Origin of the sequence: Streptomyces sp. NPDC059850, assembly GCF_042731515.1 — a bacterium.
GTDB lineage: Bacteria > Actinomycetota > Actinomycetes > Streptomycetales > Streptomycetaceae > Streptomyces.
In genome coordinates, this window is the sequence record NZ_JBHWJI010000029.1 from 1 (window position 1) to 14272 (window position 14272).

Genomic DNA, 14272 nt, shown 5'->3' on the forward strand with positions numbered 1-14272 from the left:
TCGCGGCCCCGCGCTCGTCGCACGCAGCGCCGCTGCGCTCTCCTCACGCGGGTTGCGAGGCACCGCACCAGACGCCGCTCGCTGATCCGGCCTGATCGACAAGACACCCCCTAACGCGTCAGGAGATACGGGTCAGCTTCGACCCGAACGACGGCTCGGACAAGTCATTTTCCAGCGCCACCGGCGCCTTGACCTGACCGGGCCCGGTACCCACGGTCACCTCGCCGACGACCGTGCCCGCCTTGGCGGTGTGCGGAATGGTTTTGCCACCGTCGCCGATCTTGATGTCGACGTTCAGCCCCGCCCAGCCGACCGCCTTCAGGTCCTTGGTGGCGACGACCGGCGTCGTACCGCCGAGACCGTCGTCCACCTGACCGACGACATCGCCCTTCTTGATGACGGTCGCCGAGGTCAGCGCATCCTGCACGGCGGTGATCAGCTTGTAGCTCTCCGTCTGCGCCAGCTGGAGGCTGGCGTCCAGCGTGGTGGGCGCGCGCTGCTCCAGCACGACGCCGAGGATCCGCTGCTTCTTGCCGTCGATCGTCCGCACCGCGCCCCACATCAGCGCGCCGCCCGCCGGGGTGGACGAACCGGTCTTGATGCCGATCACACCGGGCTTCACCAGCAGATTGTTGTTGTTGTAGATCTTGCCGTCGAGACCGGGGATCTCGGTGTTGGGCGTCGCCACGACCTCCCGGAACGCCTCGGACTCCATCGCCGCCGCCGCCAGCTTGAGCTGGTCGGCCGCGGTGGACTTGGTGGACTCCTTGAGCCCACTGGGGTCCGTGTAGGTGGTGTTCTTCATGCCCAGGCTCTTGGCCGCGTCGTTCATCTTCTTCGTGAACGCGTCCAGCGAACCCGCGTCCCAGCGGGCCAGCAGCCGGGCGATGTTGTTGCTGGAGTTGATCAGGAGCAGCTGGAGCAGCTGGTGCTGGGTGAAGCTCTGCCCCTCCTTGACCGACGCCCGCGACTCGTCGGCGGAACTCGACTCGTCGGCCGCCGTCTTGTCGATCTTGATGCGCGGTCCCTCGGCACCGGCCTTCAGCGGGTGGTCCTTGAGCACCACGTAGGCCGTCATCACCTTGGTGACACTCGCGATCGGCACCGCCTTCTGCGCCCCCGACGTGCCCAGGCTGCCCACGCCCTGGACCTCGGCCGCGGACTGGCCCTCACCGGACCACGGCATGGTCAGCTTCGCGCCCTTGAACGTGTACGACGCGTCGGCCGTCAGCTTCAGCTCCGGCTCCGGCAGCGGCCGCACCGCCTGGGCGACCCCCAGGAGCACCACGAGCAGGATGGCCAGCGGCGTCCAGATCTTGACCCGCCGCACCGCCGTCCGGATCGGCGTCTCGGGCTTGGGCGGCCGGTTCGTCAGTTCCGCCAGCAGATCGAGCGGCGCGGGCTGCTTCCCGTCCGGCGTCTGCGGCGGCAGCGGCTGCTGCCGGGTGCGCTCGGTCTCCGGTACGTCGTCCGGCTTGGCCGGTGCCTTCGCGGACGCCTTCGCCGGGGCCTTCGCCGGGGCGGGGGCGTCGGAGGAGCGCAGCGGTACGAACTTGCTGGTGCGCTCGTTCTCGCGCTCGGACGGCTTGGCGCCGTCCTTGCCGTCCTTGGTGCCCTTGCCGCCCTTCTCCGCGTCGCTGGGGAGCGCCTTGATGGCGGTGGTGGGCTGGTCGACGCCCTTCTTCTTCTCCGGGAGCACGCCGAACGCGGCGGTGGGCCGGTCGACGGGCTTGCCGCCCTTGCCGTCCTTCTCCTCCTTGTCCTCCACCTTGGGTGCGCGGAAGACGGCGGTCTTCTGGTCGACGGACGGCCGCGACGGCTTGCCGTCACCGTCCCCGTCGTCATCGGCCCCCGCCCAGGCGGGCCGCCGCTTCCCGTCGCCGGACGCGGCGGCCTTGCCGCTGTCGTCGGCGTCGGAACCCTTGGAGTCGGCCTCGCCCGCGTCGTCCGCCGCACCCGCGCCGGAGTTGGCCTTCGCCGTACGAGACGCCCCCGAACCCTCGCCGCCGGACGCGTCCGCGTCAGCCTTGGCGCCCTTGGAGCCGGAGGCCGCCTTTACAGAAGCCTCGCCCGCGTCGGAGTCGGCGCCTTCGCCGCCGGACGGCACCTTCGGCGCACGGAACACCGCGGTCTTCTGGTCGCCCCGCGCCTCCGACGCGGCGCCGTCGCCGTCCTCGGCGTCGGCGTCAGCGTCACCCTTGGCATCGGCGCCCGCCTTCGCGGAACGCGACGTCCCCGAGCCCTCACCACTGGACGCGCCCGCGCGTCCCTTGGCGCCCGAGCCCTCGTCGCTCGACCCGCTCGACGCGTCCGCGCCCCCCTTGGCGGCTGAGCCGTCAGCGTCACCCTCGGCGCCCGACGCACCCGCGTCGCCCGACTCGCTCTCATCGCCGGACGCGGCCTTCGCGGCATCGTCGTCACCATCGGTGTCGGCACGCTCGGACGGCACGTCCGACAACTTACCGCCGCCCGCACGGCCCTCAGCGGCTGAGTCGTCCGCGCCGCCCTTGGACGCGGCCTCGCCCTCGGCGCCCGAAGCGTCGTCGTCGCTCTCGGCGTCGGCACCCGCCTTCGCGGGGCGGGACGCGCCCGAACCCTCGGCATCGCCCGACGCGCCCTTGTCGGCGCCGGACGCGGCCCTCGCGACGCCGTCGTCACCGGCGCGCTCGGACGGCCCGTCCGACGTCTCGCCCTCGCCCGCACCACCCTCGGCGGCTGCGTTGCCCTTGGCACCCGACGTGCCCGCGTCACCCTCGGCGTCGGCGCCCGCCTTCGCGGGACGCGACGTACCCGAAGCCTCGCTGTCGGACGCGTCCGAGTCGTCCTCGGCAGCTGCGTCGGTCGCGCCGCCCTCGGTGCCGCCCGGCGCGGCCGACGACTCGCCCTCAGCCTCGGCCTCCGAATCCGCCTCCGCATCCGGTTCGTCCGACGCCACCCAGGCGGCTACCGCTTCCCGCAGCCGGGTATCGCTTCCCTCCGGCTTGGCCGTCTCGCCGGACTCGTCCGTCGCGTCCGGCGAAGACGAATCACCCTCGGCCGACGCCCCGGGGCGGACCGGGAGCCCCGACTCCGTCTCCGTAGCGCCCGGTTCACCGGATTCGCTTTCGCGAACGCCAGACTCCGGACGCTCTGATTCCGATTCCGGTTCCGTCGACGCCGCACCGGACCCACCGGAAGCCGCGTCCTCGGCGACGGCGATCGCCGAGCGACCGTCGTCGGCCTCCTCCTCACGGGAGGCCGTGAGCCGCGGATCACGCGCTCCCCTAGCCGTCTCCCCCGACGACTTCTGCTGATCCGACTTGCCGGGGGACTCGCCCGCCACCGATGCCTCCTCGATACGTCACACGGGACGCCGGGCGCCTCCTGGCGCCGCGTCCCGCATTCCAACCATCAACCAGTGTCCTGTGTGCCCGGCGTGCGGACGCGCAACGCCACCGCCGGAGAGCGCCTCAGGGTGATCACTCACCCGCTAGACGAGAAAGACATACCTACCGGTTCCCACCCAAATCCCCCAGGCACTCTCGACAGACCAATGTGGCAGGGGTCACCCTGTCATTCATCCACGCGGGGAGGCATGGATGGGCAGGAGCCGCAGAACAATTCCGGAGGAGCTTCTGTTGCTCGCCCTGGACCCGACCACGGGTACCACGGCGCAGCCGCAGTCGCTCGACCTCGGTCTTGCCGGGGCACAGCTAGTAGAGCTGGCCTTGGCCGGACGGATAGCCCCTGACGGGGATCGTATCGCCGTGGTGCTGCCACGGCCGACAGGAGATCCAACTCTGGACTCCGCACTGGAACTGCTGCGCCGTCGCGGCAGTCCGGTTCGGGCTGTCCACTGGATCGGCGGGCCCCGGCTGGGGCTGCGCCAGACGTATCTCACGCACCTGGAGCGGTGCGGCATGGTGCATGCCGTGGCGGGCCAGATGTGCGGGGTGCTGCCGACGACTCGCTACCAGGCGACGGAGACGGCGATCAGCCGGGAGATCAGGGCCCGGCTGGACAGTGCGATCCGTACCGGCGTACCGCCGGACCCGCGGACCGCCGCGCTCGCCGCCCTGGCCCACGCGGTCGGGCTCGGCAAGCACTTGTATCCCGGGAACGAGGGGCGCTCGTCGCGCTCCAGGCTCCGGGATCTGATCAGGCACGACCCGATGGGCGGTCTGGTGGCGCACGCCGTGATGGACGTGCAGAACGGTGTCGCGGCGCAGCCACGGCGCGCACCGGCCCCGGGCCGACAGCCGGGAGCACGCGCCGCGGAGCCCGCGGCCGGGGTTCCGGCGCAGCCGTCCCGCCACGGGAGCATGGCCCGCGTCGGAGCGCGCTGACCCGTCACCAGGAGGCCCCCAGGGCGCCTCAGGAGGCCGCGAAGCGCCGTGACGACTCCGGCCCCCACCCAGCGAACCGAAAAGCATCACAGGGCACCACAGGGCATTCACAGGGCACCAAACGGGCTCGCCAGAGCCCGCAGAACCGATACAGCACCACCAACCGCACCGCAGTCCCCACCGACCCGGTACGGGAGCCGCTGAAGCGCGGGGTGGTGGGACGGCCGTTCCGGACGACCGGCCGTCCCGCCGCCCCGCGCATGCGTTCGATCGCCCTTTGTACGGTCTTTGTCGGGCCATTTCCCAGCGCGGCCGGGTCCGGTAGTGGGAGGCTGCTGAACAGCAGGTATCAGCAGTACGAAGCCGGAGGTGCACGTCCCGTGACATCGAACGTCGGCCCCACTGTCCGGCGACGCCGGTTGGGCCAGGAACTGCGCAGGCTCCGCCAGGAGAAGGGCATGACGGCGGAGGAGGTGGCGGAGGAGCTGATGGTCTCCCAGTCGAAGATCAGCAGACTGGAGAACGGCCGTCGAAGCATCAGCCAGCGCGATGTGCGCGACCTCTGCCGGACCTACAAGGTAGAAGACAAAGCGCTGGTAGATTCGCTGATGCAAATGGCAAAGGAGTCCCGCCAGCAGGGCTGGTGGAACGCCTTCGGTGACGTCCCCTACAGCGTCTACATCGGCTTCGAGACGGACGCGGCGTCGCTGCGGGTCTACGAACCCCAGGTGATGCCCGGGCTGTTGCAGACCCCGGAGTACGCCGAGGCGGTCATCAGCGGGGCGCTGCCCGAGGTCGCCCCGGACCAGATCGGCCAGCGGGTGCAGGTGCGGCTGCGGCGGCAGGAGCGGATCACCGATCCGCTGGGCCCGCTGCGGCTGTGGGCCGTGGTGGACGAGGCCGCGATGCGGCGCGTGGTCGGCAACCACAAGATCATGAGCGATCAGCTGGAGTATCTGGTCCGCATGAGCCACGAGCCGCATGTGACGGTGCAGGCGCTGCCGTTCGGCATGGGCTCGCACCCGGGCATGAGCGGGCAGTTCACCATCCTGGAGTTCTCGGACGAGTCGGATACGAGCGTCGTCTATCTGGAGGGCGTGACGAGCGACCTCTATCTGGAGAAGCTCACCGATGTGCAGAGCTACAGCATGATGTACGAACATCTGCGGGCCCAGGCGCTGAACGTGGACCAGAGCCGCCAGTTCATCACCGAGGTGGCACAGGACCACGCGCGTCGGCACGGGGAGGGCTGACGGCGCCGGTCGAGAGCGAGGGCGGAGCGTACACCTCCGCCCCCCGCCCCGGAAGGGGGCGATGGAATATGCCACCCGATCGAGTGAATGGCCACCTTTCGTGACGATGTTGACGAGTAACGTCGGCTTCACCTCCAAACGGGGGTGCATCTCGTCAACAAAACGCATCGGAGCAATTGTGTCCATTCAGCAGGGAAAGACGAGTACCTGGGTGAAATCCTCGTACTCCGCAGGAAACGGCGCGTGCGTAGAGGTCGCCTCCCCGGTCGTCGATGAGATCGCCGTGCGTGACTCCAAGGACCCACAGGGACCGACGCTCAGCTTCGCCCCCGCCTCCTGGTCGGCCTTTGTCGCCGACGTCCACGGCGGAGCCTTCGACCTCGGCTGATCCCGCTGTTCGACCGGCCGCGACCGTGCGGTCCGGCCCCGTAGAACCGCAGTTTCGCACCACAGCCACTGAGCCCTCTCGACCGGCCGCCGTCCCTGCCGAGAGGGCTCGCCGCATTTCGGTTTCCGTCGCCTTCATCGAAGCTCCGCGACGTATTGGTCCGTACCGGGAATCGTCGGAATGAACGGCGCGACGAATTCCACCCGGCCCAGCCCGGACCGCTCCACATCCGTGTCGAGACCCGTGAAGAATTCCTCCCAGCATTCGCGTGGATCGCACTGGAGGAACCAGAGCAGGGTCAGCCTGGTGTCGACGCCCTCCACCTGCTTGACGTACGCCATCCGGTCCGACGGCAGCGGGGTCGGGCGGAAGACCGTCACCATCGCGGCGGGCGACCCGGCCAGTCGGCGGGGCAGGTGGCGGGCCCGTAGCCACTCCAGCAACTCGTCGCGCCGCTCGGGGCTCTCGCTCTCGACGACCTCCAGGACCAGCCCGGCGTAGGGGTGATCCAGGGCGTGGTGGTCGCGCGGTCCGGCCGCGCCGTCCCGGTAGACGGTCGCCTCCCGGTCGTGGAAGGCCGTCAGGACGTGCGTACGCTCCTGGAAGACCCGGCCGTCCCGGTTGAGCCGCTTGTTGATGCCGACCGTCCACCGCATGTGCTCCGCGTAACGGTCCTCGGTGAGCCAGTAGACGGTGAGGTAGCAGCCTTCGGTGACCGGCTGGGCGACCGCCGACTTCTCCGGGTAGCGCAGCAGTTGGAGGTCGCGGGTGGCGACCCAGCGGCGGCCCGCGTAGATCCAGGGCATGGCCATGGCGCCCGCGATGAAGTGGTCATCCTCGTACCAGCGGTTGTACGCGTACTCCTGCCCCGGACGCGGCTCGACCATCGTGATCAGCGCATGCCCCGGCCGCACCCCATAGGGCCCGACAGAGGCCAGCTCCCCGTACCGCTCAACATCCGCGCCCTGGCTCGCGTCACTCGTCATGCCCACCAGGTATAGCTGACGCAGCGTCAGCTGAGGAGGCCTCTGACCACACCACATCCCAACCACGGCCACCCCCCGGGAACGAACCCCCACCGCAAACCCCCACCCACCAGACCCCTCACCACATCACCACCCACACACACCACGACCAACGCCACACCACCTCCACCACGAGGTGAACCATCCGAATCCTGGCCCCGTTGCAGGAGATGAACACGAGCAGGCAACTTCCCGCTCCGGTCCACATGGAGGAACGGCGTGCCCGATCCCGAATCCAGGGAATTCGACACTAGTGACGCCGCGGTCGCGGCCGCGTACCTCACCTGGCGCTCAAGCCACCCAGGCCGCATGGGAACGATACCGGACGACGACGTGGTGGTGACCGTACTCGCCACACCCTCCTCCCCGGAGCGCGTCGTGCCACTCGGACAAGTACTGCACAGTTTCCTCGACCCCGCCAACCCCGGGGCAGAAGAAGAGACAGTACGGGCACTGCGCGATTCAAACGTCTTCATACAGGACCTGGACGGACTGGGATGGCACATCCATCCAGGCGCGCTCAACTTTACCCAATTAGCCAACTGGGCGACTCCCGACGATTTGGCTGAGGCCGATGATATCCATCAACTCTTCACGAAAGGCGGGGTAAGGACGGGACACATGCCGGCCGTTGTGCATGCGGCAGAAAATAAAAAACGGGCAAATCGAGAGCCCGGCTGGTCAGTACGCCGCAGGCACCACCTGCGTAGCAATCTAGATGGCAATGTTCGTCTCAGCCCTGCGGCGACATGGGCCCTCATCGATAACGAAATCCCCATCTACCGAGGGAATAACTTCTTACAAATTCGTCAGAACACACCCAAGGATAGCAAGAGAGCGGTGCGCGAAAGAGGCGACAAAAATGCGCCCGACATTCGCGCCCTATACGAATTGAGGATAATACCCGAAGGGTGCGTGCCAGCCGATATGAGTCAAACCACGGCTTCGATACCGGAGCGGGCACAGCGCGCCCTAAACAGAGTACACCGACTCGCAAAGAAGGGTTCCGCCAGCGCCACTTCATCGTCGCAGGAAATCGCTGTGCTAGAAAACTCCGGCGGACTCACCCTAGTACCCACTAAGGAGGGCAGTAAGAGCTTCCGAATTTCTCAAGAACACGAGACATACCCCAGCTACAAGATCATCGAGAACCTAAGACAGCTACCGCCTGACGCATGGCCGTCAGCGCACGGCCCCGCGCCGCAGCAGCAGAACCCGCTGGGGGCGACGGCGTTTGCCGCCCTACAGCCCGGAAGCAGCGCTCCGTCCGCGCCGCCCCAGGCCGCGGCACCGCCATTCGCGGGGGCCGGAACGTATGGCCCACCATCCGGCGCCCCATACGCCCAACAACGGTCCGCAACCCAGACAGCACCCAGCACGTACCAGCCTAGGGGCGAGGACACACGAGTGCGGAGTCCGAGGAAGTAAGTGGTCAGTGAGGACGGCGGCGGCAAGCGGGTGGGTGAACTGTTTGTCAAGTGAGCCCGTGGCGCCTTGTGCACTGGCATGACGTGCTGTGGGACAGAAAGGATTGATCATGCCCGACCAGAATGAGCCACTGACCCCTGAACAAGTTTATGAGCATCTGCGAGGTTTGGCGGGACAGCGGCTGGGCCTGGAGCCGGACATCAGAAACGCCATGAGGATACTGGAAGCGACGCCCCCGATCGCCGGGAACCCTCAGCCGGGCCAGTCATTGATCAAAGATTTGGATGCCCGCTGGGGTATTCTCAAATATTTGGACCAAACGCGGCCGGGCCACCGGTACGCCGACGTAAATAGGGACAATAACTACCTGGCGCACAGTAATGCCGAAAAGGGAAGCCAAGGTGCTGTGCTGATGCACCTGAAGGCGGCCAGGGATATCGCGAACGACCTAGGCACCGACGAGCAGCGACGTTACATGGGGGCTGCGGTGCTCAGGTTCGAGGCTGTCCAGAAGAGGTTCAATGATGTGTTCGACCGAGAGAGGGAGCCGTCGCCGGGTTCCTCCCCGTCGCCACAGGAGCGTGTGGCCTCGCACTCGTACGGCAATCCCGCCGCGGCGTACGCCGGAATTCGCCCTGCGGAGCCGCACGAACCGCGCCGCGAAAGAGCCCCACAAATCGAGTACGAAGCCGAGTTGTCCGCAGCCTTGACTCATGCCGAAGATATCGGCGTACCCAATGTTGATGACCTCAAGGGGACACCGCACGGCATGGCCCTATTGCGGAACATTTGGCGGGAAGACATGGGAATCCCACCGATCCCCGTCCCCCCAACCACTCCAACCGCCCCAACCACTCCGACCGCCCCAACCGCCCCAACCGCCCCAAAGGAAAGCCGGGCTTCTGCCCAACTGAACCAGCAAATCGCCAACGCACTTCGGCCCATACTGCCCGCGGCGCCGCCGGCATCAGAGATCCCTGCGTCTCGACATACGCCCAGGGGGGCAACGCAAGCTGAGCATGATGCGATAGCCCTGTATTGGGATCAGCAGGACCCGCGCAGAAGGTACCAGGGGCCGAAAGATAAGAAACTCTATTGGGAGTATCGTGCGCGAGTATGCCAAGATTTCCGCGGCGTGCCCGAGGCACTTTGGTATAACATAACATACCCCAATCACACCGGGGGACTTATGCATCGTAAGAGCCCGGCTGTGCAAAAGGCATACCGAGAGGCACTGGAAAGGAGCGAGCGCATGTACGGTCCACTTGATGCCGCGAGTCAGGCATTACAGCCAGGCCAGACCGGTAACCAGCGTTCGGCTCAGCAGTCGGACCCGAGGGCTAGTCAGTATCAGCCTGCGCGACAAGATCGGTCGGCGTCACCCAAGGGCACTCCCAGTCCCGGGGGGCGCCGATGAGGGTCACCATCGGACAGGTCTTACACCTGGATCCGTCCACCACGACCGGCGCCTCCATCAGGCGCGGCTGACTTCGCATCAGCCCCTGACGAAGGCGTTCGGCGCATCGCGGCCCCACCACGTATGGCGTTTCATCGCCGGCAAGCCTAGCCTGACGCAGCGTCAGACCACGGTGAGGGAGGGCCATCATGCTGCGCGGCAGAACGGTCATCGTCTCCGGTGTCGGCCCCGGCCTCGGCCACCGCATCGCCACCGCCTGCCTGCGCGAGGGCGCCCATGTGGTCCTCGGCGCGCGCACCGGGGAGCGGCTGGCCGAGACCGCGAAGGAGCTGGACCCGGACGGCACGCGCACCGCCCACCGGGCCACCGACATCGCCGACGAGGCCCAGTGCGAGGCGCTGGCCGCGCTCGCCCTGGACCGCTTCGGCCGGATCGACGCCGTCGTCCATGTGGCCGCGCTGGACAGCCACTTCGGCGGCCTGGAGGACGCCGACTTCGCGTCCTGGGGCCGCGTGGTGGACGTCAACCTGTTCGGGACGCTGCGGATGACCCGGGCCTGCCTCCCCGCCCTCAAGCGGAACGGCGGCGCGGTGGTGCTCATCGGCACGCAGTCGTCGGTCGCCGCCCCCTCCGAGGTGCGGCAGGCGGCGTACGCGGCGTCCAAGGGGGCGCTCACCTCGGCCATGTACTCGCTCGCGCGCGAGCTGGGCCCGCACCGGATCCGGGTCAACACCGTGCAGCCCGGCTGGATGTGGGGGCCGCCGGTACAGGCGTACGTCCAGTTCGCCGCGCACACGGAGGGCGTACCCGAGGCCGAGATCGGGCAGCGGCTGGCGGGCCGGATGGCGCTGCCCGAGCTGGCGACGGACGGCGATGTGGCGGAGGCCGCGGTGTTCCTGGCCTCCGACCGGGCCCGGGCGATCACCGGGCAGTCGCTGCTGGTGAACGCCGGTGAAGTGATGCGGTAGCGCGACTCCTGTCCGGCCTTTCGGGATCCCGCTCCCGTACCGGCCCATCGATGCGTGGGCGTGCGTCTGGCGAAGTGCCCGCTCATGGTGGGTTCGCGGACGCGTGCACGACAACGCCCCGTCAGGTCAAGAAAGCGTAAAATCGTTCTTCTTTCTGATTTGTGTTCACACTCGTGACCTCTCGAACCCTTGACCGGCCGCCCGGACAAGCGGTTCAATCCCGGAAGTACCCCGCTCCCGCTCGGGGGAACCGCCCCAAGGAACGTCGCGGCGAAGTGCGCTCCCGTTCACAAGGCGGACCCCTGGGAGGGGACATGAACAGTCTCGACTGGGCTGTACTCATCGCATACTTCGGCGTCATGGTCGCCATCGGCGTCTGGTCCCACAAACGCGTGGACAACGTCAGCGACTTCTTCACCGCAGGCGGCAAAATGCCCTGGTGGCTGTCGGGCATCTCGCACCACATGTCCGGCTACAGCGCCGTGATGTTCACCGGTTACGCGGCCATCGCCTACCAATACGGCATCACCTCCTATGTCACCTGGTCCTTCCCCATCGCCATCGGCATCGCGATCGGCGCGAACCTCTTCGCGCCGCGCCTGAACCGGGTGCGCAGCAAACTGCGTGTCGCCTCGCCCCTCGAATACCTCAAGAACCGCTACAACCTGCCCACTCAGCAGGCGCTGGCCTGGTCCGGGGTGCTGCTGAAGATCGTGGACGTGGGCGCCAAGTGGGCGGCCATCGCCACCCTGCTCTCCATCTTCACCGGAGTCTCGCTCAACCAGGGCATCCTGATCACGGGCGCGGTCACCGCCGTCTACTGCACCGTGGGCGGGCTGTGGGCCGACGCGCTCACCGAACTCGGCCAGTTCGTCATCCAGTTCGTGGCGGGCATCGCGATGCTGATCGCCGTGCTGAACGAACTCGACGGCTTCAGCACGTTCTGGACCGTCTGGGACGACCTGCCCGAGAGCCACGCCGAGCCGACCGTCGGCCCGTACACGCTGATCTTCCTGCTCTCCTACCTCTTCATCAAGACGTTCGAGTACAACGGCGGCATGTGGAACCAGGCGCAGCGCTACATGGCCACCGACAGCGCCCACTCCGCCAAGCGCTCGGCCCGGCTGTCGGCCGTCCTGTGGTTCGTCTGGCCGCTGGTGCTGTTCTTCCCGATGTGGGTCGCGCCGCTGATCATCAAGACGGACAAGCCCGCCGACTCGTACGCGCAGATGGCCGAACACCTGCTGCCGCACGGTCTGCTGGGGCTGGTCATCGTCGGCTTCTTCTCGCACACCATGGCGATGTGCTCCTCGGACGCCAACGCGATCGCCGCCGTGGTGACCCGCGACATCATGCCCGCCATCTTCAAGTCCGTACGGCAGTGGAGCACCCGCACCGGGCTGCTCGCCGCCCGCTACACCACGCTGCTCTTCCTCGCCCTGTCGATGGCCATCGCCACCCAGGTGAACTCGCCCTTCTTCGGCGACATCATCACCGTGGTCATCAAATGGGTCGCCGGTCTGATGGGGCCGATCGCGATCCCGCTGATGCTCGGCATGCTGCGGGCCTTCCGCAAGTCCGGGCCGACTGCGGCGCTCACCAGCTGGGCGCTGGGCCTGATCGCCTTCTACCTGGTCAACTACCCGATCAACGACGCGGTCGAGGGCGGCGTCAACCTGGAGTACCAGGTCGCCGTCCCGCTCGCGGTCTCGCTCGTGCTCTTCATCGCCATCGGCTACCTGAAGCCGGAGGACACCCCCGAGCGCGACGCCATCCTCGACTCGCTCAACTCGGATGACGACGGGCCGGGCTCGGCGGGTGCCGCGCGGGCCGTTCCGGCGCCGAGCGCGAAGGGTCGTAAGACGGCGGCGGGCGCCTCCGACTGACGCCTTCGGGTACGACCCGGGCCCCGGTCACCCTCGCTCCAGGGGGTGGCCGGGGCCCATGTATGTGATCCGTGCAGGCAACCATTCCCCCAGGTGGGGCCATCATCCGGAATGAACTATCGTCGGCTGCCTGTGCCGTCCGCCGCCTCACGCACCTCTGGAGCGACCCCCGTGACCGCGACACAGATGATCACTCGGCGGCCCACGCTCTGCGCGGCGGTGTTCTGTCTGCTGTCCTTCACGGGCTTCTGGATCGCCCAGCGCGCCGCCCAGGTGTCCATGGTCGATCTGCTGGTCTACCAGGCCGAGGGGTGGACCGTACGGAACGCGGCGGACCTGTACGACATGCGGGCGACCGCGCACCATCTGCCCAATACCTATCCGCCGTTCGCGGCCATGCTGTTCACCCCGCTGACCCTCATGGGCACGGGCGTCCTGCGCACCTTCGGCACCGCCGCCAACCTGGCCCTGATGGTCGGCGTGGCCCATCTGTCGCTGCGGCTCGTGGGCCGCCCGCGCCGGGTGCCGCGCGCCGCCGCCGTGCTGGCCCTGGCCGGGGTCGCGGTGTGGTGCGAACCGGTGTGGACGACCCTGCGCTACGGCCAGATCAACTTGGCTGTCGCCGTCCTGGTGCTGTGGGACCTGACCCGCCGGGAGGGCCACCGCTGGGCCGGGTTCGGCACCGGCGTCGCGGCCGGGATCAAGCTGACCCCCGGGCTCTTCGTGGTCTTCCTCGCGGCCGCCGGACTGATCGACGCCATCCGGCGGCAGCGGGCCGGGCAGGGGGTGCGGGGCTTGCGGATCTTGGGGAGCTTGCGGAGCGACGATCTGCGGCGGGCGTTCGTCGCCACCGGCGCCTTCGTCTGGACGGTCGTCCTGTCGGTGGTGGCGCTGCCGTACGACTCGCACCGCTTCTGGACCCAGGTGCTGTTCGCCACCGACCGGCCCGGCGACGTCGAGGGCGCGGGCAACCAGAACCTGCGCGGCGCCCTCGCCCGCCTCCTCCACACCCCCGACCCCGGCCTGTGGTGGCTCGCCGCGGCGGCGCTGGTCGGCTGCGCCGGGCTGGCGACCGCCGTCGCCGCCCAGCTCGCCGACGACCGCGCCCTCCCGCACGCCCGCGCCTGGGCCGCCGTCAGCTGCGCCGTCACCGCGCTCCTGGTCAGCCCGGTCTCCTGGTCCCACCACTGGGTGTGGGCGGTCCCGATGGTGCTGCTGCTCGCCGTCGAGACGGTCCGCCGGGCGTCCCGGGCCTGGGCGGGCTGCACGGCGCTGACCGGGCTGCTCTTCTGCTCGTTCATGATCTGGTACGCGCCGCACAGCGTGAAAGCGCGCGTCGAGCTGCACCAGACGCCGCCCCAGATGCTGATGACCGCCGTCTACCCGCTCCTCGGCACCGCCTTCCTGGCGGTCGCGGCCTGCGTCACCTTCCGCGCCCTGCGCGACGGCGACGGCGGCAGGGGCTCAGGCGAACCAGGCCACCTGAAGGACAACGATGCGCTCGCCGCGCACATCCGTGAGGTACGTCAGCAACAGCCTGCCCCGGCGCTCGGTGCGCACTCCCGGTGAAGCACCGGTATAG

General features: G+C 68.4%; 8 protein-coding genes. 6 read left to right on the forward strand and 2 right to left on the reverse strand.

Annotation, left to right across the window (positions count from 1 at the left end; all coding sequences use genetic code 11):
- Positions 1-118: 118 nt before the first annotated feature.
- Entirely contained in the window at positions 119-3322 is a 3204-nt protein-coding gene (locus tag ACFV9T_RS23625; protein WP_385443553.1) for a D-alanyl-D-alanine carboxypeptidase, read from the reverse strand.
- 256 nt (positions 3323-3578) lie between these two features.
- On the opposite strand from ACFV9T_RS23625, the gene ACFV9T_RS23630 reads away from it, so the two are divergent.
- The 3 genes from ACFV9T_RS23630 (at position 3579) to ACFV9T_RS23640 (ending at position 5966) form a co-directional block, all read left to right on the forward strand.
- Complete coding sequence (locus ACFV9T_RS23630) at positions 3579-4325, forward strand: GPP34 family phosphoprotein (RefSeq protein WP_385443556.1); 747 nt, start codon at positions 3579-3581, stop codon at positions 4323-4325.
- Between the two features lie 380 nt (positions 4326-4705).
- On the forward strand, positions 4706-5578 hold the full coding sequence (locus tag ACFV9T_RS23635; RefSeq protein WP_385443559.1) for a helix-turn-helix domain-containing protein: 873 nt from the start codon (positions 4706-4708) through the stop codon (positions 5576-5578).
- A 178-nt stretch (positions 5579-5756) separates the two neighbouring features.
- Entirely contained in the window at positions 5757-5966 is a 210-nt protein-coding gene (locus ACFV9T_RS23640) for a DUF397 domain-containing protein (RefSeq protein ID WP_009715701.1), read from the forward strand.
- Between the two features lie 134 nt (positions 5967-6100).
- Here ACFV9T_RS23640 and ACFV9T_RS23645 read toward each other — a convergent pair whose 3' ends face one another.
- On the reverse strand, positions 6101-6952 hold the full coding sequence (locus ACFV9T_RS23645) for a hypothetical protein (protein ID WP_385443561.1): 852 nt from the start codon (positions 6950-6952) through the stop codon (positions 6101-6103).
- 3069 nt (positions 6953-10021) lie between these two features.
- Here ACFV9T_RS23645 and ACFV9T_RS23650 point away from each other — a divergent pair.
- The 3 genes from ACFV9T_RS23650 (at position 10022) to ACFV9T_RS23660 (ending at position 14259) form a co-directional block, all read left to right on the forward strand.
- On the forward strand, positions 10022-10804 hold the full coding sequence (locus tag ACFV9T_RS23650) for an SDR family oxidoreductase (protein WP_385443712.1): 783 nt from the start codon (positions 10022-10024) through the stop codon (positions 10802-10804).
- Positions 10805-11118: 314 nt separating this feature from the next.
- Positions 11119-12690 carry a sodium:solute symporter family protein gene (locus tag ACFV9T_RS23655; RefSeq protein WP_385443563.1) on the forward strand — a complete coding sequence of 524 codons (1572 nt, stop codon included), beginning with the start codon at positions 11119-11121 and terminating at the stop codon, positions 12688-12690.
- Between the two features lie 171 nt (positions 12691-12861).
- Positions 12862-14259: a glycosyltransferase 87 family protein gene (locus ACFV9T_RS23660; RefSeq protein WP_385443565.1), complete on the forward strand. Its 1398-nt coding sequence runs from the start codon at positions 12862-12864 to the stop codon at positions 14257-14259.
- The last annotated feature ends 13 nt before the right edge of the window (positions 14260-14272 follow it).

Bases quoted from the DNA above. Each gene is read 5' to 3' on its own strand.
- ACFV9T_RS23655 (WP_385443563.1), top strand. From the start codon at position 11,119: ATGAACAGTCTCGACTGGGCTGTACTCATCGCATACTTCGGCGTCATG.
- ACFV9T_RS23630 (WP_385443556.1), top strand. From the start codon at position 3,579: ATGGGCAGGAGCCGCAGAACAATTCCGGAGGAGCTTCTGTTGCTCGCC.
- ACFV9T_RS23645 (WP_385443561.1), bottom strand. From the start codon at position 6,952: ATGACGAGTGACGCGAGCCAGGGCGCGGATGTTGAGCGGTACGGGGAG.